The organism is Roseimicrobium gellanilyticum (assembly GCF_003315205.1).
Classification (GTDB): Bacteria; Verrucomicrobiota; Verrucomicrobiia; order Verrucomicrobiales; family Verrucomicrobiaceae; genus Roseimicrobium; species Roseimicrobium gellanilyticum.
The window spans coordinates 117923-142173 of sequence record NZ_QNRR01000013.1 but is presented as its reverse complement, the minus strand read 5'-3'; the positions used below and the strand labels follow the sequence as shown (position 1 = coordinate 142173).

Genomic DNA, 24251 nt, shown 5'->3' with positions numbered 1-24251 from the left:
CGCTCTGAAAGAGCGCAGGAGTTGTAGTATACCCCGTCATGGCCCAGTCCCTCGCCAAGGTTTACCTCCACTTGATCTTCTCCACGAAAGATCGCGTGCGCGTGTTGCCGGACGAAATCCGTCCCGCGCTGCACGACTACATGGGTGGGGTATTGCGTGAGGCGGATTGTTCATCCGTGGAAATCAACACGGAGCCTGATCATGCGCACTTGTTGTTTCTCCTGTCACGGACCGCGACTATCAGCAATGTGGTGCGAGACTTGAAGAAGGGTTCCACGAATTGGCTTCGTGGACAACACGTCCAGTTCCGTGATTTTTACTGGCAGCACGGTTACGGAGCCTTCTCCGTGAGTTCCTCTAACGTGGATGCTGTGAGCGAATACATCCGCAATCAACGCGAACACCACCAAAAACACTCCTTTCAAGACGAGTTCCGCGCCTTCCTGAGGAAACACGACGTCGAATTCGACGAACGTTATGTCTGGGATTGACCATCTCCTGCGCTCTTTCAGAGCGCGATTCCGTTCCTGGCATACCCAGGGTGTCGGTCGCTCAGGCTCCCTAACCCTGGGCTGGGCTCCTGCTGTCTTTCAGACAGCGAGTTCCAAGGCACTGGCAAAGATGAAGGGAGTTCTGAGGGCAGTGGGTTCTAGTGTTTGGAAACGTCGCTGGGTTCGGAAGGGGACTGCCGGATTCGCGGTATTATTGCTGGGCTGCCTCCTCGCCTACGCCCTCTGCCCCAAACCCGCTCTCTACCCTCCCGGCCTCACCTTCTCTCGCGCATTACTCGACCGTGACGGCAAGGTAATCCATCTCACGCTGGCTGGGGATGCCCGCTACCGTCTGCACACCCCACTCGCGGAGATCAGTCCGGATCTCATCGAGGCGACACTGCTCCTGGAAGACCGGCACTTCCATTCGCACCCGGGAATCAATCCACTGTCGCTCGGCCGTGCTTGCTGGGGTGTGGTGACGGGTACGCGACGTGGCGGTGCCTCCACCGTGACGATGCAACTGGCGCGACTTCGCTATGACCTCTCCACGAAATCCTTCTCAGGAAAATTCGTCCAGATGCTGCGGGCACTGCAACTCGAGAGGCACTATTCGAAAGAAGAAATCCTGGAGGCATATCTCAATCTCGCCCCCTACGGAGGCAACGTGGAGGGCATCGGCGCAGCATCACTGCTCTGGTGTGGGAAGTCCGCAAAAGATCTCACACCACGAGAAGCCGTGAGCCTCAGCGTGCTGCCCCAGAGCCCCACGCGGCGTCGACCGAAAATCTCCGGAGGCAATGATGCCCTTGCCGCTGCCCAGTTCCGCCTCTGGCAGCGTTGGCAGGAAGCTCATGGCCTGCGCGCAGACGGACTCGATGCCACTTTCGTCCTGCAGCCAGAAGCCAAGCCTCCCCGCGAGGCCCCACACCTCGCTCGCCGCTTGTTGGCAGACGCCACGACACCCGGCACCATCCAGTATCCCCCTCTCTCCACCACCATCGATCTCGGCATGCAGAAGCAGATCGAGAGCTCGCTTCGCGACTATCTCTCCGTGCGTCGCGAGGTCGGTATGACCAACGCCTGTGCCTTGCTCGTGCACGCTCCCACTCGCGAGGTGCTCGCCTATGCAGGCTCCGCCAGTTTCCTGAATGTGGACATCTCAGGCCAAGTCGATGGCATCACCGCCCGCCGCTCACCCGGCTCCGCATTGAAGCCCTTCATCTATGCGCTCGCTCTGCAACAGGGCCTCCTTCACCCGCGCAGCCTCTTGCGTGATGGCCAGGTCGCTTTCGGTGACTACAACCCCGAGAACTTCGACCGCGAATTCACCGGTCCCATCTCCGCGGAGGATGCACTCTTCCGAAGTCGCAACATTCCCGCGGTCGCCCTCACGCGAAAGCTGGCCGAGCCGGGCCTTTATGGTTTCCTGAAACAGGCGGGCGTCTCCCTGCCGCGTCCCGCAGACCACTATGGCCTCTCGCTTCCCCTCGGTGGCGCCGAGGTGAGCATGGAAGAACTGGCTTCCATGTACGCCATGCTGGCTACGGATGGCACTCCCCGTGCGTTGCGCTATTCTCACGCGGCCCCTGTTTCGCACCCTTCCGGAAACGCACTCCTCATTCCCGAAGCCTGCTTCCTCGTGCGCCGCATGCTCGCTTCACGTGAAGAGGAAGCCGGACTCAGCGACCCCACCATCTCATGGAAGACTGGCACCTCCCACGGCTTCCGCGATGCCTGGGCCGCAGGCATTCGCGGTGAATATGTGTGCGTGGTGTGGATCGGGAACTTCAACGGCAAATCCAATCCCTCCTTCATCGCGCGTAAATGCGCGGCACCCCTGCTCTTCGAAATCTTCCATCGCCTGCGCCTTCCGTGGCATCGCGACGTGCCACCGGAGGGCGTGCGTGAAGTGCAACTCTGCGCTGTATCCGGACAAATCCCCACACCGCACTGCCAGCACTGCCGCATGGGTTGGTTCATTCCTGGGAAGTCGCCCATCGCGCCGTGTGATATCCATCGTGAAGTGCTGATCGACCAGGGCACCGGCCTGCGCGTCATCGCCGATGACGGTAAGCGCGACCTGCGCCGCGAAGTGTATGAGTTTTGGCCGCCCGACATGCTGGCGCTCTTCCGACTGGCAGGCGTGCCGCGTCGTGAGGCACCTCCGTTGGAAGCGAGCACCGTGGCCCTGCGCGCCGCACAGTCACAAGACATCCCGCGCATCGTGTCGCCACAACCGAGGCTGACGTATTCATTGCGGGTGAATGACTCCAGCAAGCAGGTCATTCCACTTCGAGCCGAGACGTCCGCCGGTGTGCGCACCATCTTCTGGTTTGCAGGAGCGAAGTTCCTGGGCAGCAGCACGCCCGCAGAATCCTTGCTCTGGAAAGCTACGGCAGGCTCATGGAAGCTCCATGTGCTGGACGATCATGGTCGCAGCTCCACCTGTGAGGTGAAGGTGGAGATGGTGGAGTGAATGGCTGAGCTGACAATGACGCCAGCTGGGAGCCAGCGCTCCCAGGGCCACTACGGGATGAACTTGTGCAGCGGACTCTTCTCCGTGAGCCAGGGTTTCAACTCCATCCACGGAATGGTGTACTGCACATTGCCGCGGGCATAGGCGGAGACTTCATAGGGATTGAAGTGCACCACAAAACCGCCGGGTGAGAGGAACCAGGTGAACTTGCCTTCCTCGTATTCTACCTCGCCCAGGCTGAGACCGGCGTCTGGACCAATTTCTTCAGCGGGTGCCAAGCCTTCTGCCTTGTGCAACTTTTCCACCCCAAGCTTTGGCAGCGCTTTCAAGAACTCTGGCTTGAAGAGTGCTGCCAGGGTGAGTTCAGCGCCGGTGTTCGTGTCGAAGGTGTGAAACTCAGTGACGCTGTTGGGATGTGCGCCGCCCATGTAGTCGGAAGTGATGTGTTCGGTGCAAAGCACGCCATTCGCATTCAGCCGCACTCCGGAAATGTAGTTCAGGCTCCACTTCTCCTGATTCGCGATCATGTCGTCATCACGCTCTGCCAGCATCGCTTTGCTGATGTCCTCCAGCGTGGCGGGTTTCTCCGGTTTCTTCTTTTTGGATGCCTCCTCCTGGGATCCGTCTTCCTCGACCTCCGCCTCCTTGAAGGTGGCCACGACTGATTGGCGCAGCGTCTGATTGATCTTCTCCGCGCCTTTGACTCCGCTCACCTCCACCACCGTCGCGGTATGTTCCAGGCTGGAGAGGCCTTTCGTCGTGCGCTCCTGCCAGGAGGACTCCAGCGCATGCACCTTGATCCTGGCGGAGCCCTGGGGTGCGAAGGGAGTCAGCGTGAAGGGCAGCTTCTTCTTGCCTTCGCCATCACTCCAGGTGCCGCTGATGGTGCCGTCATCGTTCAGCTTGCCGCTGAAGGAGCCAGTCTGTTCATAGCCCTTCTTCGCACCGGCGTAGATTTGTTCATCCAGTTTAATCTCATGCCAGCCAGCGTCATTGCCCCATAACGTGATGAGCGTGCCCTTACTCTCGTACCAGTACTGACCGCGGAAGACATATTCGCCCCCGTGCAGACCACGGGTCGGTTCGCATTCGAGTTGCATCTGGATCGCCAACTTCTCCCCGATGGTCCCCTTGTACTGACGGCTGAAGGCATCTGGCCACCTCTCCTCCGGCTCACCCTCCTGGGAAACGCCGATGGTTGCAGTGGTCAGCAGGAGGGAGAGGAAAAGGGCGAGTCGCATGAAAATCAGCGGCAGCGGGTAAAGGTTAGCTGACGGCGGCTGCCAGTCCTTCCATGGCGACCTTCATATCGGGCGGTCCGTAGGCAGAGGTCCCGCAGACAAAGAGATTGGCGCCGTGTCGTTTCGCGATGGGGGCCGTGTTCACATAGATGCCGCCATCCACCTCCAGGTGGTAGCGCAGGTTGTGGGTGTCGCGATATTTTTTCGCCTCCAGAAGCTTCGGCATGGTCTCCGCCTCCATGAAGGCCTGTCCGCCGAAGCCGGGTACCACGGTCATGATGAGCAGCAGGTCAATCATGCCGAGGTAGGGTTTCACCGCCTCAAAGGGGGTTGCCGGATTCAGCACCAGTCCGGCCTGCACACCAGAGGAGCGGATGCGCTTCAGGGTGGTCTCCACATCCGTGTTGTACTCCGCTTCCACGTGGATGCTGATGTTGTTCGCACCGGCTTTCACAAAACGGTCCAGATAGTGGTCCGGGCGGTGGATCATGAGGTGCACGTCGAGGAACATTTCCGTGTGCTTCCTCACTGCCTGCACCATGGCCGGGCCAAAGGAGATATTGTCCACGAAGTTCCCGTCCATCACGTCCAGATGCAGCCACTTGGCGCCGGCATCTTCAGCGCGCTTCACCTCAGAGGCGACATTGGCGAAATCAGCGGCGAGCAGGGAGGGGAGGATAAGGGGCGTATGGCAGTCCATGGGTCTCGCCCAGTATGCGGACAACCTGAGGGATCGCAACGGCCTCGTTCTGACAGTTCAGCCTTGGGGAGGGGGAGTCTCGTCGGGCTGGTCCGGCACCGGAGCCCGCTTCCCTCCAAAAGCCGCCCGGAGGCGCTTGTCGGACGAACTTTCCTTCCGGCGAATGGATGCCGGGGCGACTTTCAGCCCAGACAGACGGCGCGCCTCTCGCCCCTTCTCCCAATCTTCGAGGGTGATGGGCTCATTCATCCGGATGATCGGAGGCTTTGAGTCGTCAGTCATGGCTTACACGGACGTTGCACCCTTCGCCCCAACCATGCAAACTAACCTCTCCCCCCTCCCTTCCCGCGAAACCGCTTCACGTTTCACGGGTTTGGTCTGTGCTCCACCGCCCCCATTTCATGATTTCGTGGTTCGCCCGCAACAGTGTCGCCGCCAACCTGCTGATGCTTGCAGTGATTGTCGCCGGCGGCTGGACGCTTTGGGCGGAAAAGATCCCCCTGGAGGTCTTCCCGGAAATCCCCTCCCGGATGGTCAACATCAACGTCCCGTACCCGGCTTCCGACCCGGAGGAGGTCGAGGAGATGATCGTCGTCAAGATCGAGGAGGCCATTTCAACGGTCGCAGGCATCAAGGAGATCAACTCCCTCGCTTCGTCCAGCGGAGCGTCTATCTGGGTCGAGGTGGAGGAGGGGCTTGACCCTCGACAGGTGCTGGAGGATATCAAAATTCGCACAGACGCCATCCCTGAGTTTCCGGAAGAGGCGGAGAAGCCCGTCATTCAGGTGGAGGATGAAAGGCGCTCGGTCATCACCGTCGTGATCGCGGCGGACATGAGCGAGCGTGATCTGCGCCGTCTCGGCGAGCAGGTGCGGGACGAGCTCGCCTCCCAGCCTGGCATTTCCTACGTGTCACTGGCTGGCTCACGGCCTCTTGAGATCGCCATCGAAGTCTCCGAGGAGACGCTGCGGAAGTACGGTCTCACGCTGGAGTCCATCAGTTCCGCGATTCGCAATGCCGCCATCGACCTCCCTGCGGGTGTCGTGCGCACGGAGTCCGGAGACGTTTCCATCCGCACCAAGGGGCGAGCTTACACCGGCGACGACTACGCGAATGTGGTGGTCCTCACGCGGCCGGATGGCTCCAAGCTCACACTGGGCGAAATCGCCAAAATTGAGGACGGCTTCAATGAGAACCTCCTCTATGCCCGCCTGAACGGAAAACGGTGTGTGGTGGTGAATGTGATGCGCGAGGGCAACCAAAACGCCATCACCATCGCGGAGAATGTGAAGAAGTACGTCGAGGAGGCCCGCCACCGCATGCCGGATGGTGTGAGCATCGAGTTCTGGAATGACCGCGCGAAGATTGTGAAGGGGCGCATCGACCTGCTTCTGGACAATGCCCGGAGCAGTCTCATCCTCGTGTTGCTTTGCATCGGCCTCTTCCTGCGATTGGAGTCGGTGTTCTGGATTGTCGTGGGCCTGCCGGTCTCCTTCCTTGGCGCCTTCGCGCTGATGCCTTATTTCGACATCACGATCAATATCTCCACGCTATTCGGATTCATCCTCGTGCTGGGCATTGTGGTGGATGATGCCATCGTGATCAGTGAGCACGTGGACACCTTGCGAAGGCAGGGCATGCCACCTCTTCAGGCAGCGATCGAGGGCACCAAGCGCATGGCGGTGCCCATTACCTTTGGTGTGCTCACCACGGTGATGGCGTTCCTCCCCATGGTCTTTGAGGCCAGCGACATGGGTAAAATGTTCGTGCCCATTGCTCTCGTGTTCATCATGGTGATGCTCATCGCGCTGGTGGAGACGAAGATCATTCTCCCCGCGCACCTCGCGCATCCCATCCGGCCACTGGAGAAGGTGGGGCACCTGCTGGATCCCTTGCATCGCGGAGCGGACCGGGCTCTCGAGGGGTTCGTGAATCGCGTCTACAGGCCCTCGCTGAGGTTCTGTCTGGAGCATCGCTACACGGTGCTGGCGTGCAGCTTCGGTGGACTCGCCATCCTGTGCGGCATGTTCTTCAGCGGGCGCATCCAGTATGTGCAGTTTCCCCGCATCGCCAGTGAGCGCATCGAGGCGCGCCTCACCATGCTGGAGGGTACGCCCTTCGAGGTGACGGATGGGCACATCAATCGCATCTATGAAATCGCTGAGCAGATGCGGAAGGAATACGTGGGGCCGGATGGCACGCCAGTGATTCGGCACATCATTGCCACCACCGGGACCACGCGTCTCACCTCCAGCTCAGGCAGCGGCGGGCAGGCGCACATTGGTGAGGTGAATATCGAAACCTATGGCCCTGAGGAACGCACCATGAAGGTGAATACCGTGGACATGGCCAATGAGTGGCGCAAGCGCATCGGCACCATCGTGGGAGCAGAGGAGGTGAGCTTCCGTTCGGAGATCTTCCGCGCAGGGGATCCCATCAATATCCAGCTCACCGGCACAAATCCCACGGAGTTGTTGGAACTCTCCTCCAAGATCAAAGATCAACTGGCCAAGTATCCCGGTGTGTTTGATATCAACGACTCACTCGACACCGGACGGAATGAAATCCAGCTCCGCCTGAAGCCGGAGGCCCGGCAGTTCGGCGTCACTGTGAGCGACCTCGCACGTCAGGTGCGTCAGGCCTTTTATGGCAGTGAAGTGCAGCGCATCCAGCGTGGGCGTAATGAGCTGAAGGTCATGCTGCGTTATCCGCGTGATGAGCGCCGGAGCCTCTCCACCCTGGAGACCATGCGCGTGCGCACGACGGATGGGTTGGAGATACCCTTCAACCGCGTGGCGGAAATGAAAGTGGGCAAGGGTTTTTCTGCCATCCGCCGTGTGAATCGCGAGCGTGCGCTGAACATCACTGCGGATGTGGACAAGAAGTCCGTGGACCTTGCGGCCCTGCGCACAGACATCGGCAATCATCTTGAGGAGTTCATGCGTTCGCATCCGCAGGTGAAGTGGAGCTTTGAAGGCGAGGCTCGCGCGGAGCGGGAGAGCGCCACCGCGGGCGTGGTGATGTTCTTCATTGTGCTCTTTGGGCTCTATTGCCTCACGGCGATCCCGTTCAAGAGCTACTTCCTTCCCTTTGTGGTGCTGGTGGTGATCCCATTTGGGGTGGTGGGGGCAATACTGGGGCATCTCTTTCACGGCTTTCCTGTGAGCCAGATGAGCATTCTCGGCATGCTGGCAGTATCCGGTGTGATTGTGAATGACACCCTTGTGCTGGTGGATGAGATCAATCACCGAAAGCAGACGGACGGCATCCTCAGTGCGGTGCGGGAAGGCGGTGCTGCGCGATTCCGCGCCATCTTCCTCACCCAAATCACCACCTTCTTCGGCCTGGTACCCTTGATCTTTGATGGCACGTGGATTGCGAAGGTCGCGCCCTTCTTTTTCAGCCAGGGAGCGCAGAGCACCCACGCACAGTTCCTCACGCCGGTGTCGGTGGCCATGGGTTATGGCAGTCTCTTTGCCACCGTGATTTGCCTCTACCTGGTGCCCATGTGCTACATGGCGCTGAATGACGTGGGGCAGGTGATTCTTCGGTGGTGGAATGCCATCATGCCTCCGTCGGAATCCAAGGACGAAAACTTGCCGGTTGTGGAAGCGTAGCTTCCCTCATGCGGACACTTCCCTTTCCGATTCTGTTGCTGGCCACCATTGGTTCCCTTGGCATTGGTCCGGCACTTCGAGGCGAAACGGTCCAGCGTAGCGTGGACGCCTTCAATACACTGGCGGTGCCCGGCGGGGGCAAGGCGACGACACCAGTGGAATGGAACCCCCGGCGAAAGATGATCCTGGAAGGGATGCAGGCCATCATGGGCAAGCTGCCGGGCGATGAGAAACGCATTCCGCTCGAGGTTCAAGTGGAGGAGGAAGTGGATTGCGGGACGTATCTACGGCGGCTCATCAGCTACGCCTCAGAACCTGGAAGCCGCACACCCGCATACCTGTGCATCCCGAAGACGGCTCTGAATGGCAAGCCAGCGCCTGCCGTCCTCTGCCTTCATCCTACGGACAGCACCGTCGGCCACAAGGTGGTGGTGGGGCTCGGCGGCAAGCAGAACCGTCAGTACGCCAGCGAGCTCGCGGAGCGTGGCTTTGTCACCATCTCCCCCAGCTATCCACTGCTCGCAAATTACCAGCCCGACATCAAGGCGCTGGGGTGGGGGAGTGGTACCCTGAAAGCAGTGTGGGATAACATGCGCGCTCTGGACCTGCTTGATTCACTGCCCTTCGTGAAACACGGCAAGTATGCTGCCATCGGGCACTCACTAGGCGGGCATAACTCGGTGTACACCGCCGTATTCGACCCACGCATCCAGGTCATCGTCTCAAGCTGTGGTCTCGATTCCTATCGTGACTATTACGGGGGTGATCCTACCAAGTGGGTGCTGGAGAAGGGCTGGTGCCAGACGCGCTACATGCCGAAGCTCGCAACCTATCAGAACAAACTCGCAGAGATCCCCTTCGATTTTCCAGAGCTACTCGCGGCCCTGGCGCCGCGCCATGTGCTGATCAATGCCCCGCTGAAGGACTCCAACTTCAAATGGGAGAGCGTGGACCGTGTGGTGGAGGCCGCGCGGCGTGTGTATGCACTGCATGATGCTGCGGACCGGATTGCCGTAGAGCATCCAGATTGCGACCATGACTTTCCAGATGAGGTGCGGGAGAAGGCGTATGCACTGATCGCCGATGTGCTGGGGCGGTAACGTTTACCCCATCCACTCCATATTCAGGGGCACTTGGATGCGTTTCGGGGAATTGCGAGATACCAGAATGGGAATCTGGCTGCCCACTTGAAGGTGGGCGACGACGGAATCGTAAAGGGGCACACTCCGTTCATACGAGCGGTCGTTGAAGTCGTAGCGGAGTCGGACCCTGGTGTGAACACCCACGCCTCCCCGGCCGATCCTGGCGACCGTGGCCATGACCTCAGCGGAACCTGCGGCGAAGGTCACGGCGCGACAGAAACGCCACCATGTGCAAAGCGCCGTGATGGGCGTGGCGATCACGGGAACAATCCACGGCATGGCATCGCGTTGTGCGTCCCCAACTCGAATAGGGGTGAGTAGCTCCACGACATAGACACCCCAGAAAAGGCCAATGGTGAACAGTGCGAAGCGAAGGTAGTTTTGCTTGTTCGGCAGATTCCGTGGCCCCGATGCCGAAGCGTGGTTCATCGCTGGGTCTCCTCAAAGCTCTGCAACGCCTCCACGGCCGACTGATGCCGCTCATTGGGGTCGCGCTGCATGAACTTCAATACCCACTCCACCACTGGCTGGCTTAGATCCGGGCGGAGTTCTCCGAGTGGCCCGACTTGGTGGTACATGTGGGACATCATCACCTGGGGTTCCGTCTTTCCGGTGAAGGGATAGTTCGCCGTAAGTGAGTGGTAGAAGACACAACCCGTGGAGTACAGGTCCGTGCGCGCATCCAGAGGACTGCGCTCGAACTGCTCCGGCGCCATGAAGTGGATGGAGCCGAGCACGCCGCCCTTGAGGTCCATGGTCTGCACCGAAGGAATGGCGGAGAATTTTGCGAGGCCGAAGTCGAGGATCTTGAACTTCAGCTCCCCGGTGGAGAGCCATACGAGCTTGATGTTCGCCGGCTTCATGTCGCGGTGCAGGATGTTCCGCGAGTGCGCGGCCTTCAGACCATTGAGGACATCCCTCGCCAGCATGCTGAACTCTTGCATGGGGAAAGGCGCCCGCTCAATCGCCTCCTCGAGCGTCTGGCCATCGAGATACTCCATCACCACATACGGCCCCTCCTCGTCCACACCCATGTCGTACAGGGTGACAATGTTCGGGTGCTGGATCGCAGACAGAGCCTTGGCTTCCCTCAGCAGGCTGGCCGTGGCATTCTGGATGATGGCCGACTGGGAGGCTGCACCGTCCACCGTGTGCAATTTCTTGATGGCCACCGGTCGATCCAGTTGGGTGTCCAGCGCCCGGTACACCGTGCCAGCTCCCCCATGCCCGATGACTTCCTGAATCTGGTACCGTGAACTCAGTGCATGCATGACAGCTTAACCCTCCTCCAGATCAGCCCTGCTGATCCTGCAATAGTATATCGCATGGCAAGGCCCTTCTCCAAGGGCATCGCACAATCTTTCGTTCTGGAGCGGGAGCTTAGGAGCGATTCTGATAAATCGAGAGGATGAGCGGCTTGTCCGGGCTGGATTCCAGCACCATGAGGTCCGTTTCCCGGCCCTTGGACAGGCCAAAGGTAAAGCCGGAGTTAGGCAGCTTGAGTTTTACCCGCCGTTCCTTTCCCCCGAAGGTGTACACCAAGGTTGCCCAGTAGGTACGCACATAGGAGCGCTTCTGGCCAGGCGTGCGGTCGGTGTCCTGCTCGCGGGAGTAGATGTCGATGTGCTCCACAAGCCCCTGGATGGCGATGCCTTGGGTGAGGGTCCTTTTCACCACCAGGTACCGCAGTATCAGCAGCACCAGCGCCACCCCGGCCACGGCGAGCGCGATCGGAGGCACCGCCTTCCCCACCTCGGCGTCAAAGGCCGTATTCTCGGTGACCAGCGCACCGGGGACCGGCCGAGTCGCCCACCACATGCCCGCGGCCACCACGAGTGAAAACCCAATCGTCTTCGCCCACCTGCCGAAGGCCCGGTCATTCCAGTACAGGGTAGAGAGGCTGGGGAGGGAAGAAGGCTGGGAGCTCATGAGAAATGCAGAGCGGAGTAACTGAGCCTACTTCAAACTCTTGATATACAGAATCAGGGACTCCACCTGGGAGTCATTCAGGATCCCCGCATAGATCGGCATCCCGGTGTCGAACTTCTCAAAGCCTTTCACCACTTTCGCGCTGGGGTTCAGGATGGACTCCTTCAGATAAGCTTCATCCGCCACGGCACTGCCTTTCTTGGCCAGTTCGCGCTTGGTGCCATAGATACCTTTCCAGCTTGGACCCACCTTGCCCACCGTGGTGCCATCGATGCTGTGGCAGGCCATGCAGCCAACCATATTTGAGAGCCGCAAGCCTTCCTCCACGGTCGGCTTGGCCATCGCTACCACTTCCGCCTTGCGTGGCGTCAGGTCGACTTTGATGTCCTCAAAGCCCTCCTTCACCGGATCAAACGTGGACAGTTCGTACGGGGTGAAATACGCTGTGTTCTCCGCCTTGTGGCCATCCGCACTCTGCAGGCCCCAGCCGATGCGCATCTGGTTGACGCCACCCTTCATGTCCGGGATGCCGACAAACACACTCTTTCCATCCTTGCTGAGATAGGCACTGCTGGCGGTCATCCACTCTTGTCCCGTGGTTCCGTCGAGCTTCAGGTGGGGTGATCCATACTCCGCGGTGCGCTTGTAGTTCCAGCGCTCTGCACTGAAGCTTGCAGGATCCGTGGCCAGCTTCGGATCGAGAGCTTCCGTGAAATGCAGCAGCACGCCCTTGTCCATCGGCGTACATTCCTTCAAAAGCACGCGCGGCGCACCGGTATAGCGGATGCGCGAAATGCCACTCAGCTTCTTCGCCGTCGTGCCCCAGACCTGGAAGCCCACCACGTAGAGTTGGCCATCTGCCGGATTTACCACGGCGTTGAGGGGGCCGAAGTCAAAGTCACGGCTGAAGGTCATCACCGTGGCCTGCGGCTTCGAAAATCGGCTGTTGATGAGCACGCGGAAAATCTCCGGGCGGTTGTACCCCACATGGATGAGCTCATCATTGATCGGCCCCATCTTCGCACCCACCAGCCAGGTTTGCGTAGCGCCGCTGGGATTTACGGGGTGGGGGATCCACACGAGGGGTTCCGCGATGGGCGCAGGATACTTCTCCTTCGGAGCAATGGTCGGCACGTGTCCGTAGAACTGATTCTTCTCCACGATCTGGATGGGTGTGGAGGGCACATAGTTCCCCTGCTGGTCACTGGCCGTCACCATACCAGTCTTCGGATTCACGCCGATGAACGGCTGGCGCAATCCATAGCCGATGACTTCAATGGTCTTCCCATCCGGTGCCACACGAATCACCGTGCCATTGTGCCGGCCATACGTAGTGCCTTCCTGCCCGCCTTTCGAGATGTACAGCGAGCCGTCCGGGCCGAGCTTCATGCTGTTGGGAAACTCCCGTGTCTCTGCCGTCTGGGAAAAGAGATTGCAGAACATCTCATACTCATCCGCCTCACCATCGCCGTTGGTGTCGCGCAGCTTCCAGATGCCATCGCGATCGTAGACAAAGATTTCGTTCTCGCTCCCCGCGCCGTTCTTGCGCACCACGATGGACATGGGCTCATGCAGACCCGAGGCGAAGCGCTTCCAGGTGAGCTTCTCAAGGTCACCTTTCATCCCGGTGACGTGCCAGATGTCGCCGTCGAAGGCGACCGCCACGGCCTCGCCCTGATCATTGAGGAACGCGAGGTCTGCGAGGCGCACATTGCGCTTCCATGGGTTCGTGGAAGGAATCTCGATCTCATCCACCACGTAGGCGTCTTTCGCGGTGGAGAGCTTGGCGCTGGTGGTGACTGTCTGGGCCCAGATCGCTGCACGCGCCTCATGCTTCTGCGCGACTCTCTCCGGTGTCTTCACCGCTTTCTCGGAGAGACCATGCATCACCGTGAAACGCGTGGCCGCGGTCGCGCTGCCTATCTTCGCTGCAGTCTGCGGATGCAAGGCCCCATCCTTCCCGGGAGGCAACACCGTGAGAGCTCCACCTTCCGTGCCCACGATGCGTGATTGCGCCTTGCTCCCACCAAAGGCCGTGCCTGGCAGGAATACGAGCGACTTGTCCCCTGCGCCGACTTCGATGTCGCGCTGCACGGCATGGCCGCCATCCGCGTCAATCACCCGGACCTGCTCACGAATCGCTCGGCCCCCCACCACGTAGTCGAGCAGAACGCCATCCTTGATCATCGTCACGCCCTTGAAACCCGCCATGGTCGCATTGAGCGGGCCGCGTCCCACTTCCTCGGGCGATGGCGTGGGGGTACGCGGGTCAGTGTACTCGGGGATCTCACCCACCACCCAGCCCGGATAGATGCCATTGGCGATCCACGGCTTGCCGGTCGGCTTGGGCAGGAATTCCTGGCCATCCTTCGTCTTCTGTCCGGCCACCACGTACGAGCCCGTGGAGAGCGCTACCGGAGTCACGGGTGGCTCTCCTTCCTCACCCTGCCAGATCAATGCCATGCGTAGCAGGTCAGTGTCATAGCAGGCCCAGAGATTGTGTCCGAGGTTCAGCACCAGACCGCGAGGTGTGAGATTGTCCTTTGGCCAGCCTTCGCCCAGCTCACGCGCATCCAGCACGGAAGAGAAGAAGGGGAAATCCGGCTCGACCCATTCCGCCCAAGGGGAAGGTTGGAGAGCAGCTTTCTTGTCATCCTTGGCATGACATGAGACGACCAGAGCAAGCGTGAGGAGAAAGGGGAGCGGACGGAGCATGGCGGGTGCGGGGCTACAGGAAACACACGCTCGCGCGCCCGTCTGTCAAGGACGTGGCAGAATCGCCAACCTGCGGCATGGTGCGGTATGACCCATGCCGTGGATGCGGACGCCCTGCGCGAGCGCTGGCAGCACTTGTGCCGCACGCTTGCTGTCGCGGAGACGTGCGACACCACGTGGCAGCTCCTGCGCGACGCCTACACGGAACCGCATCGTGCGTATCACAATCTCACCCACATTGCCGAGTGTCTGGCCCAGCTCGACCGTGTTGTGGGCGTCATTATTCCACCAGAACACGGCACTTCCATCGAGCTCGCCCTCTGGTTCCATGATGTGGTGTATGACACCCATCGGCATGACAACGAGGAGGCCTCCGCCGCGCTGGCCGAAATGCACCTGACTCGAGCGGGCCTTCCAGCGAACCTCATCGCGCAGGTCACCCACCTCATTCTCGCCACGAAGCACAGCGCCACACCACCCGCGGGCGACGCTGCCTGGGGCGTGGATATCGACCTCGCCATCCTCGGCGTGGATGCCGTGCGCTTTGACGAATACGAGAAGCAAATCCGCGAGGAGTACCACTGGGTGCCCGAGCCCGACTTCCGCAAAGGCCGCGCCTCCGTGCTACGCATGTTCCTGGAACGCGACGCCATCTACGTGACACCTGCCTTCCAAGAGCGATTTGAGAAGGCAGCGCGGCAGAACTTGCAGCGCTCCCTCGATGCCTTGGCAGGATAGGGCAGGGGACAGTGCCCCACCTCAACACCAATCCGCCAGCGCCCGCAGCTTCACGTGCGCCGCGCCGCGGTTCAGAATCTCCTCCGCATGCGCTTTGCCCGCCGCGAGGTCGGGCGAGATGCCCGTGATCACAAAGCCTGCCGCTGCATTCAGCACGGCGAGGTCGCGCTTGGCCCCCTTGATGCGTCCCGCGAGGATGCCCTCCAGGATATCCGCATTCGTATTCGCCTCGCCACCCACCAGGTCCGCGAGCTGCGGCTTCGCAAAGCCCAGCTTCGACGCATCAAAGTCCGCACGCTCGATCACGCCATCCTTCAGCGCAGCCACACGATTCGGTCCCAGTGTGGAGAGCTCATCCATGCCGCGGCCATCATCAGTCTTGCCATGCACCACCCACGCTGCCTTGCGGCCGAGCTGGCGCAGGATGTCCGCAAAGGCTGGCACCAGCTTGTCGTCGAAGACACCGATCAATTGATACGGCGGACGCACCGGATTCAGCAGCGGCCCCAGGATATTGAAGATGGTGCGCAGCCCTTCCGCCGCCACCAGCTTGCGAGCCTCCGCCACTGCTTTGAAAGTAGGATGATACTTTGGCGCAAAGACAAAACCCACGCCCGTCTCCTTCACACAGCGGGCCAGCTCCTCCGGCTCCAGATCGATTTTCACACCCAGTGCTTCCAGCACATCCGCGCCACCGCTCTTGCTCGTGATGCCGCGATTCCCGTGCTTCACCACCACCACACCACCGGCCGCGAGAATGAAGACCGCCGTGGTCGAAATATTGAAAAGGCTCAGCTTATCCCCGCCCGTGCCCACCACATCCAGCACCGGACCTTGCAGCGTCAGCGGATCAATTGGCGGCGAGATGGCATGCTTAAGAAACTCATCCACGAATGCCGTGATCTCCTCCGGCGTCTCGCCCTTCTTTGACAGGGCTTTCAGCAGCGCCGCCTTTTGCGCGGGCTCAGGTGCCGGGTCCAGCAGAAACGCCGCCGCCTCCCGCACCTGCGCGGGGGTCAAATCCTTCCCTGCCACCAATTGTTTCTCGAGTTCCTGCATGGCCCGAGTCTCAGGGAACACCCCTCCCGCCTCAAGTGCCAAGTTCATCACCCACCGTGAAATTCGCAATTCGTGTGTCCACTTTGCACCTTGATTGAACGTCACTGCCTAAATCACACTCTGCATGATCGTAGCTCCCGCGATTCATCTTTGTATCCCAACCACGGCTGCATCGCGACAACCCATCACTCAACCACAGCAATCCCCAGCGTTCTTCTTTTCTGCAAGCTTGCCCAGCATCTTGGCACAAGTTATGTTCGTATCAGGATTGCACCCCTGCCATGAAACAGCCTGAAAACGCCCCTGAGTCCATCAGCGGTTCCCTGCTGCTGGCCGCCCCATCGCTCCGCGATCCCAATTTCTTCCACACTGTGCTCCTCCTCGCGGCGCACAATTCTGAGGACGGAGCCTTCGGTTACATTTTGAACCGACCGCTGGACAAGCAGGTGTCCGACCTCCTCGAAGATCGCGACCTCGGCCCGCTCGCGGACGTGCCCGTCTTCCTCGGCGGCCCCGTCGGGACGAACAAGCTTTCCTTTGCCGCGCTCGATTGGAACAACAAGAAGCGTGCCCTCCAGGTGCAGACCCACCTCTCCACCGAGCAGGCCATCAAGGAGCTGAAAAAAGGTCGCATCGTCCGCGGCTTCGTCGGCTACTCCGGCTGGTCCGAAGGCCAGCTCGAGAACGAACTCGAGCAGCACTCCTGGATCGCCTGCAAACCGGACAAGAGCGTACTCACCACTCCGGAAGCCGGCGAACTCTGGACCACCATCCTCGCCGATCTCGGCCCCTACTACAATCTCCTCGCCCGCATGCCCGCGGATCCGTCGATGAATTGAGCGGTGGAGGAACACTGAGGGATTTAGCCGCAAAGAAACGCAAAAAGGCGCAGGAGAGGTCTGCCTGTTTGGTGGTGCAGCACGCGGTCGTGTTTGCATCGCCCAGCATGGTGAACTTGATCGCAGGGGAGCGGCACTAGCCTAGTGCCGTCACCGTTGCACGTCTCCCGAGACCCCACCTCTCGCGGCGTCTCAAGCACCAGCACGGGACCCGCACTCATTGCTCTTCCCCCAAGGATCGGGGACACTCCTGTCCCCGCTTGCAGCCAGCGATTTCCTGCTGCGAGCATCGCTCCTTGCCAGCCCATTCATTTCCCGATCCTTCTGTACCTCTTGCGTCTCTTTGCGGCCAACCCCTCAGTCTTCTTCCCCGAACCACCGCTCAACAATCGCTCAGCCACTGTTCAACAATCGCAAACTCCCCCTCCGCCGCCACGTTCCCACACGCGCATGACATCCGCTTCTTCCCGCTCGCTCCCCACGCTCCTGGCACTCGCATGCGCACTCCTCGCGGGCATGGGCGCCACCCTCTCCGCCCAATCTACATCCACCCCATCCCGCTCCCAGCTCATCCCCTCCCGCGGCAGCCAGTCCTCCTCCGCGTCTCCGTCTTCTCCGGGTCTCCCCTCTTCATCCACCGCCCCCACCCGGCCAAACATCCTCATGATCGCCATCGACGATCAGAACGACTGGCTCGGCTGCCTCGGCGGCCATCCCCAGGTGCAGACCCCGCATCTCGATGCCCTCGCGGCCCGCGGCACCCTCTTCACGAATGCCCACTGCCAGGCCCCCCTCTGCAATCCTTCCCGCGCCTCCCTCATGACCGGGCTGCGTCCCAGCTCCACCGGCATCTACGGCCTCGCTCCTGGCATCCGCGCCGTCGATAGCCTGCGGAAGCACGTCACCCTCCCGCAGGAGCTCATGAAGCACGGCTACTACACCTATGCGTGTGGGAAGGTGTATCACGATGGCTCCATGCGCACCGGCGCGGTCACCGCCACCACTCCTCAGGGAAAGAAAAACGCCGCCAACCCCTCCGGCAAGGCGAAGCCCTCACCTGCCGCCCCAGCCACTCGGAACGCCCCGGCTGGCAACCTCCCCCCCGAGTTCACCGAGGTCGGCCCCGCCCCCGGCATGCCGAAGCCTCCCCAGACCATTGCCAAGCTCACCATCGAAGGCCGCCACCCCGCCATGGACTGGGGCGTCTTCCCCGAGAAGGACGAGGACCAGGCCGACTGGCAGATCGCCGATGCTGCCATCGCCAAGCTCGAGTCCGCGCCCAAGGACAAGCCCTGGTTCATCGCCGCCGGCTTCCGCCTCCCCCACGTCCCCTGCTTCGCGTCGAAGAAGTGGTTCGACCTCTACCCCGCCGATGACAAGCTCGTCATGCCCCCCGTGAAGGAGGACGACCGCGCCGACCTCCCCCCCTTCGCCAGCTACCTGCACTGGCGCCTCCCCGAGCCCCGGCTGAAGACCCTCCAACTCCTCGATGAATGGCGCCCCCTCGTCCGCGCCTATCTCGCCAGCATCAGCTTCATGGACAGCCAGGCCGGCCGCCTGCTGAAGGCCCTAGAGAAGTCCGGCCAGCTGGAGAATACCATCGTCATCGTCTGGGGCGACCACGGCTGGCACCTCGGGGAAAAGGGCATCACTGGGAAGAATACCCTCTGGGAGCGCAGCACCCGCGTCCCCTTCATCTGGGCCGGCCCCGGCATCACCGCTGGCGCCCGCTGCTCCGCCGCCGTCGAGCTGCTGGATGTCTTCCCCACCCTCCTCGACCTCACCGGCCTCCCCCCGCGCTCCGACCTCGAGGGCCACAGCCTCGCCCGCCAGTTGAAGGACGCCTCTACCCCTCGCGAGTCCCCCGCCATCACCACGCACAACCAGGGAAACCACACCATCCGCACCCGCTACTGGCGCTACATCAAGTACGCCGATGGCTCCGAGGAACTCTACGACGAACAGTCCGACCCCAACGAATGGACCAACCTCGCCAGCGACCCCAAGCACGCCGCCCAAAAAGCCGACCTCGCCCAGTGGCTCCCCAAGGTCGACGTGCCACCCGTCCCCGGCAGCAAGAGCCGGGTGCTGACCTATGACCCCGCGACCAAACAAGCCACCTGGGAAGAACAGCCCATCCCGGCAGGGGAAACATTGCCGGATGATATTTTGGTCAAGTAACTCCTCAGGCACTCAACCTTCAATTTCCGACTCTCAACCGTTCCGGGCTATCAACTATCAAACCCTACACCATCAACCATTCACAGATGTTCCCTTTGCGGCGGGGGAGGCGTTGTCGCATATTAGACAAGTAAAATAATCGTGGGTATCTGCTTTGTTCAATGAGCGAGCCGAGTGATTTAGATGTGCATTTCAGAGAGAGCTTCCCTGAGCTTGGGACTCTTAGTTTGTTCTGTCAGCCAGTGAATGTCGGATAGAGCTGAAATCGGAAGGAGTGACAATTGGTCGCGGTTCACGCTTCCAGAATGAAGCCCATCTCCGATCGCTTCGGCCAGTCTCTCCGCCAGCAGTTTCGAGTTTAAAAGTCTGACCAAAGTCAACCTCACGGCCACCGGCCCTGTCCGGAGATACGCTCCCCTCCAAACAAAACGAGGTTTAAAAAAGTACTCTATCAATCCCGGGTCCACGCGGCGACTGACAAACTCCTCGAAGTAGCGCCCGCCAACCAGCCCGCGAAGAACTTGGAGATAGGCCAACGCTCCCTCTGGGTTGCGCTCGGAGAGTTCCAGTAAATGGCGCGGGTGAAACAAGCGGTCAACCCACTCCGGGTCCATGCGGCGACTGACAAACTCCTCGAAGTAGCGTCCACCAACCAGCTGGTGAAGGACTTGGAGATAGGCCAGCGCTTCCTCTGGGTTGCGCTCGGAGAGTTCCAGCAAATGGCGCGGGTGAAACAAGCGGTCAACCCACTCCGGGTCCATGCCGCGACTGACAAACTCCTCGAAGTAGCGCCCGTCACCCAGCCCGCGAAGGATTTGGAGATAGGCCAACGCTCCCTCTGGGCTGCGCTCGGAGAGTTCCAGCAAATGTTGCGGGTGAAACAAGCGGTCAATCAACTCCGAGTCCATGCGGCGACTGACAAACTCCTCGAAGTAGCGCCCACCACCCAGCTCGCGAAGGACTTGGAGATAGGCCAGCGCTCCCTCTGGGTTGCGCTCGGCGAGTTCCAGCAAATGGCGCGGGTGAAACAAGCGGTCTATCCACTCCGGGCCCACGCGGCGACTGACAAACTCCTCGAAGTAGCGCCCGTAACCCAACTCGCGAAAGACTTGGAGATAGGTCAACGCTCCCTCTGGGTTGCGCTCGGTAAGTTCCAGCAAATGTTGCGGGTGAAACAAGCGGTCAATCAACTCCGGGTCCATGCGGCGACTGACAAACTCCTCGAAGTCGCGACCACCACCCAGATCGCGAAGGACTTGGAGATAGGCCAACGCTTCCTCAGGGTTGCGCTCGATTAGTCCCAACAAATGGCGAGGGTGAAACAAGCGGTCAATCAACTCCGGGTCCATGCGGCGACTGACCGACTCCATGAGGAAGCGCCCGCCACCTAATTGGCGAAAGATTTGGAAGTAGGCCAACGCTTCCCTTGGAAAGCGCTCGCTGACTTCTAATAAGAGTCGTGGATCCGCGAAACGCCTGGAGAATTCAATTACCCAACTGGAATCGTTGAGCCGCTTGCCCAAGTCAAAAATAATTCTCGCGGCTCTCGGATCACGCAGTGCCAGATCCACCGCAAAAGTAGGATCAAAGAAGTCGCGAAAAAACCGGCGGGTTTCTATACCCCGATATCTGCGCAAATCGCTGTCTTCTATTGCGCGCGCAACAACCTGACAAATAGATTCAATCTGCTCATTCCTACCGCTTCGCATTGCTTGGTCTAGTGCCCGGCGCCCCTGTTCAAAAAATTCGTGAGGCGACTCATCGAAATGCCGCGCCAACAAATGTAACTTTGCTAACAGCGCTCGAATGCCAAGGTCTAGTCCTTCCGAGTGCATCATTCTTTCGAGCTTATCTAGTTCCTCAGGTGATGCAGTCATCGGATCGAACAGGTAGTAACCTGCAATGCACGCCGACACTTCGTCGCCTAAGGAAAGAGCAACATTGTAGAACTCTTGTAGTTTGCCTGCCGATTCCGCCGCTTGGAATCTGTCTTTGGCCGCAATTTTGATGCTCTCTTCACTTCGGTCCGCGATCATTAGCGCAGTTAGTCCGTTAAGATTCCCCAAGGAAAACCACGACCGCCATATATGCACCAGTCGGTCCCATGGTCGGGTTCCATCCTCGTGGCTTGCAATCTCGCACTCCTCAAAAACAAGCGGTGCTTTGCCAGAAACCAACCGGAGGAGAACTAGATTGATGCTGTAGATGGCCACGTGCCCCACCAGTGGATGATCTCCGAACGGCACGCGATATCCCTCTTGAGCCGTCTCTTTCCGCATGATTTGCGGCATCTCTCGTTTGCTAAGCAAACGCTTGGTTTGGTTTAAAACGATTTTATCTAATGTTTCGACAAAATTACCCTCCGATAGGGTGTGTTCCTTCAGCACATGAGGTGCCCATTCGCGGATCATCTCCAGAATAACTGGGCGGGTGAACAATGGGGTGTAAACTAAGCTGGCAAACCAATCCCTTTCAAATCCGTCCGCGGTTCCCATCATTTTGTCCATCATCGATCGAAGGGCTTCAGTCGCCTCGGCGGCCCGCAGGGCTTGGACTTGGGCGACAGCGCGACGAACTATGAAGTCTGCGGTCAAGAACTCACCGAAGGTGTTGTGAAGAAACTCAAATGCAGAGGTTTCTTCATGAGTATCCTCTGCGCCGCTGCTATGTTGAGCTTTCGATTTGTGTACAAAGAAGAAGCTTCCCAGAAGGAGGTCGGCCTGGCTCAGTGCTTTTCCGGACTTTGCTGCCACCTCGCGCTCAAGCTTAAAAAACGCAAGATCATCATCAAGTTCCGCTGAGAGAATGTGAACCTTTCGACGATTATACATACCCAAGGCAGCCACGCCAAGCCGCTGCATTTCAGTGGAAAGGGCTTTGTCTCGCTCCTTTGCCTTCTCGTCACTGAAGCCTTTTTCCTTGCCGCGTTCGCGAATTACAAAACGTCGCAATAGGCTATCATAAAGTTTCGTGCGGTCGAGGCCTTTGCTTGTTCGAAGTTGATTGCCCTGCGAATCATACAGCGCGAGCATAAGAAGCAGCAGTGGTTGCTCTGCGAGATTCAAGATTTTCTCCGCGCCCTTGTCTTCCGCAGGGGGCAGCGCGAACTTCTCTATTTTTGCGTCACGAAAATAGGCTGCATTGGCCTTGTTCCAGATGACCGACCAGCAATCACGCTGATACTCGTCAAATTCCAAAAGCCGAACGATGGTGGAGCCCGGGGGAACGGCTGCCTTGTCGATCAACGTTACTCGACTGGTTATGATGATTCGCACCGGCCATCCTTGTTCGGTTTGATGTTGCTGGAACCGCTGTGCCTCCATGATGTAGCTCGCGAACACCTGTCCGCTCGCTTGCAGAAGTTCGTCATAGCCGTCGAGAATTACGACCGGGGGACAATTTTTGAAAAGTGACCTGAGCTTGATCCACGAATCAAAGCTCACGCCACTAATTCGCTTGATGAATTCTTCGATCTGAGTCTGGATGTCGGCGTCCGCATTTACTTCGCGAAGGGGAACACGAATCGCGGTGAAATGCCGGGACATCAACTGAGCAGAGAGAATCGTTGTGAGCAGCGACTTTCCACTTCCGGGATGCCCTAGTATCAACAGAGGTGCTTCGGTACTGTATGGTGAAGTGAGGTAGCTTAGTAAAAATGCACCCAAGTCACCTCGTCTTTGCAAGGCGTTCCATGTTGCCTCATCCTCAAGTCTGCGGGTCTTGCTACTCGCTTGCCGGAGCACTCTGAACGCTTGAGGAACAAAGGCGTCGCAAACCTTTGGAAAAGAAAGACGTGGCGCATTCTCGTCGCCTATGTCCTTGTCCTCAATGATGGGTTCATTGATTCGCGCTTGGTAGTGCCTGTTGAAGCTCTCAGCTATTTCGGTTGCTTGCTCAGTTCGCAATGTCTCGGGAATACTTAAGACTGCATGACGCAGTTTAGTGAATCCGACGTCGATGCTTTTTTCGCTTCCTGCACTGATCTTTGCATGCTGCTTCACATAGTCGGACAGTTCACCAATCAAGGCTTTTGTCCCCTTGTGAGCTTGCAAATTGGCCCAGACTGCAAAGTCTTCGAATTTGCGTGCCAGTTCGAAATACTGCGCCTCGAATCGTGTCGCCGCCTCATCTTCAAGCTTTTCTAATCCAGCAACTAGGGCTGCCTGATTCTTTTCTCCGGCATCCTCCCAAAACGCGAGTTTCTGCACAAACTCTAGGAACCCTTGGGACATTTGCTTCCAGAGTTTGCGCTGCCTCGCGCATTGATCGGCAAGCGTTTCTGTGGGATGGGGGAATGCCAACGCTACTGTTGATACTGGCGAATCATGAGCTTCGCAGACCAGTTCGCACTGCTTGTGAGTCGAAGATTTCTTCACACCTTCTTTTGCTAGAAACGCTTTTTCAGAATCCAATAGTCCGATTTCCTTGCGGAGTGCTGTGGAAATGCGAGCGTCTAGCGCGTCAAAAAACGACGTGAACACCACCAAACCGTATGCCATACGCATGGTTTCGTAGCGCAGCAGGTAGTCCTCGTCTTTTTTCTTTGTGAGTTTATCGAAGACGCTCTTACCGATTTTCACGAGCTCATTTTTTACGGCTAGAGTTGGCAAAAGCGCAGCGGCCGCTGGCCCGAGCACCACAGGAGAACAAATGAGAGCAAGGCCAATGAGGTTGTCGACAGCCTCAATTATTTTGGCATCATCCTTTCCCTGCTTTTTGATTGTAGTACAGACATTCTTAAATGTGAGTTCCAAGCTCATGTAAAGGGATGCGGTAGACGTGAATTATTGTGTGGAGAAACAATGATCGAGGGCTGCGGCACTCGAGGACATATCCGAGCAACCCTAGGTTCGAATGGGAAGGCGATATTTATTCGATTCGGGCATGTCGGAGATGTCCGCCAATAGCGTTTACGTCGGGCGTCTTGTAGAGCATCTGCGGAGCAAACAGCAAGAAAAATATGTTAGTTGGTGGAGAAACTGTATTTAATTGATGGACGAGAGCCTCATACTCAATTTGACGGCACCGAAACGGGTGGACCCAGAGAGGGCGGGGGAGGTGTCGCGGGAGCGGACGGTTTGGAGATCGGCGGAGAGGGGATGGTGGTGAAGCGGGGGCAG

General features: G+C 59.1%; 16 protein-coding genes. 7 read left to right on the top strand and 9 right to left on the bottom strand.

The features are described 5' to 3' along the window. The first annotated feature begins 38 nt into the window (after window positions 1-38). Together tnpA and pbpC are read left to right on the top strand one after the other, a co-directional pair. Entirely contained in the window at window positions 39-491 is a 453-nt protein-coding gene (gene tnpA / locus DES53_RS26880) for an IS200/IS605 family transposase (RefSeq protein WP_113961424.1), read from the top strand. Window positions 492-642: 151 nt separating this feature from the next. Next, entirely contained in the window at window positions 643-2970 is a 2328-nt protein-coding gene (gene pbpC, locus DES53_RS26875; RefSeq protein WP_170157439.1) for a penicillin-binding protein 1C, read from the top strand. Between the two features lie 50 nt (window positions 2971-3020). On the opposite strand, the gene DES53_RS26870 is transcribed toward pbpC, so the two are convergent. The 3 genes from DES53_RS26870 to DES53_RS26860 are packed head-to-tail and all read right to left on the bottom strand — an operon-like array spanning window position 3021 to window position 5193. Beyond that, window positions 3021-4211 carry an RsiV family protein gene (locus DES53_RS26870; RefSeq protein ID WP_113961422.1) on the bottom strand — a complete coding sequence of 397 codons (1191 nt, stop codon included), beginning with the start codon at window positions 4209-4211 and terminating at the stop codon, window positions 3021-3023. A gap of 25 nt (window positions 4212-4236) precedes the next feature. After that, the gene (rpe, locus tag DES53_RS26865; protein ID WP_113961421.1) at window positions 4237-4911 is read right to left on the bottom strand and encodes a ribulose-phosphate 3-epimerase; all 675 of its coding nucleotides are present in this window, start codon (window positions 4909-4911) and stop codon (window positions 4237-4239) included. A 57-nt stretch (window positions 4912-4968) separates the two neighbouring features. Continuing rightward, window positions 4969-5193, bottom strand: coding sequence for a hypothetical protein (locus DES53_RS26860; protein ID WP_113961420.1), 225 nt, complete (start codon window positions 5191-5193; stop codon window positions 4969-4971). Between the two features lie 119 nt (window positions 5194-5312). Here DES53_RS26860 and DES53_RS26855 point away from each other — a divergent pair, with 119 nt between their 5' ends. Both DES53_RS26855 and DES53_RS26850 read left to right on the top strand, forming a co-directional pair. Beyond that, the gene (locus DES53_RS26855) at window positions 5313-8528 is read left to right on the top strand and encodes an efflux RND transporter permease subunit (protein ID WP_113961419.1); all 3216 of its coding nucleotides are present in this window, start codon (window positions 5313-5315) and stop codon (window positions 8526-8528) included. An 8-nt stretch (window positions 8529-8536) separates the two neighbouring features. Next, on the top strand, window positions 8537-9628 hold the full coding sequence (locus DES53_RS26850; protein WP_211325711.1) for an alpha/beta hydrolase family protein: 1092 nt from the start codon (window positions 8537-8539) through the stop codon (window positions 9626-9628). 3 nt (window positions 9629-9631) lie between these two features. Here DES53_RS26850 and DES53_RS26845 read toward each other — a convergent pair whose 3' ends face one another. The 4 genes from DES53_RS26845 to DES53_RS26830 all read right to left on the bottom strand — a co-directional run bounded on the left by DES53_RS26845 (window position 9632) and on the right by DES53_RS26830 (window position 14314). Next, the gene (locus DES53_RS26845; RefSeq protein WP_113961418.1) at window positions 9632-10099 is read right to left on the bottom strand and encodes a hypothetical protein; all 468 of its coding nucleotides are present in this window, start codon (window positions 10097-10099) and stop codon (window positions 9632-9634) included. Then, window positions 10096-10941, bottom strand: a complete 846-nt coding sequence (locus tag DES53_RS26840) for a serine/threonine-protein kinase (RefSeq protein WP_113961417.1) — start codon at window positions 10939-10941, stop codon at window positions 10096-10098. The genes DES53_RS26845 and DES53_RS26840 overlap by 4 nt, the downstream gene beginning before the upstream one ends. Window positions 10942-11050: 109 nt before the next feature. Then, window positions 11051-11599 (bottom strand): hypothetical protein, encoded by a 549-nt coding sequence (locus DES53_RS26835; protein ID WP_113961416.1) that lies wholly within the window; start codon window positions 11597-11599, stop codon window positions 11051-11053. A gap of 27 nt (window positions 11600-11626) precedes the next feature. Continuing rightward, complete coding sequence (locus DES53_RS26830; RefSeq protein WP_113961415.1) at window positions 11627-14314, bottom strand: DUF6797 domain-containing protein; 2688 nt, start codon at window positions 14312-14314, stop codon at window positions 11627-11629. Between the two features lie 99 nt (window positions 14315-14413). Here DES53_RS26830 and DES53_RS26825 point away from each other — a divergent pair, with 99 nt between their 5' ends. Continuing rightward, entirely contained in the window at window positions 14414-15052 is a 639-nt protein-coding gene (locus DES53_RS26825) for an HD domain-containing protein (RefSeq protein WP_211325710.1), read from the top strand. Between the two features lie 21 nt (window positions 15053-15073). Here DES53_RS26825 and trpD read toward each other — a convergent pair whose 3' ends face one another. Next, entirely contained in the window at window positions 15074-16159 is a 1086-nt protein-coding gene (gene trpD / locus DES53_RS26820; protein WP_245958279.1) for an anthranilate phosphoribosyltransferase, read from the bottom strand. A 233-nt stretch (window positions 16160-16392) separates the two neighbouring features. Between trpD and DES53_RS26815 the strand changes: the two genes are divergently transcribed. Together DES53_RS26815 and DES53_RS26805 are read left to right on the top strand one after the other, a co-directional pair. Then, window positions 16393-16950, top strand: a complete 558-nt coding sequence (locus DES53_RS26815) for a YqgE/AlgH family protein (RefSeq protein WP_113961413.1) — start codon at window positions 16393-16395, stop codon at window positions 16948-16950. A gap of 450 nt (window positions 16951-17400) precedes the next feature. Continuing rightward, on the top strand, window positions 17401-19131 hold the full coding sequence (locus DES53_RS26805; RefSeq protein ID WP_211325709.1) for a sulfatase: 1731 nt from the start codon (window positions 17401-17403) through the stop codon (window positions 19129-19131). 179 nt (window positions 19132-19310) lie between these two features. Here DES53_RS26805 and DES53_RS26800 read toward each other — a convergent pair whose 3' ends face one another. Next, on the bottom strand, window positions 19311-23891 hold the full coding sequence (locus DES53_RS26800; protein WP_113961410.1) for an NACHT domain-containing protein: 4581 nt from the start codon (window positions 23889-23891) through the stop codon (window positions 19311-19313). Between the last annotated feature and the right edge of the window lie 360 nt (window positions 23892-24251).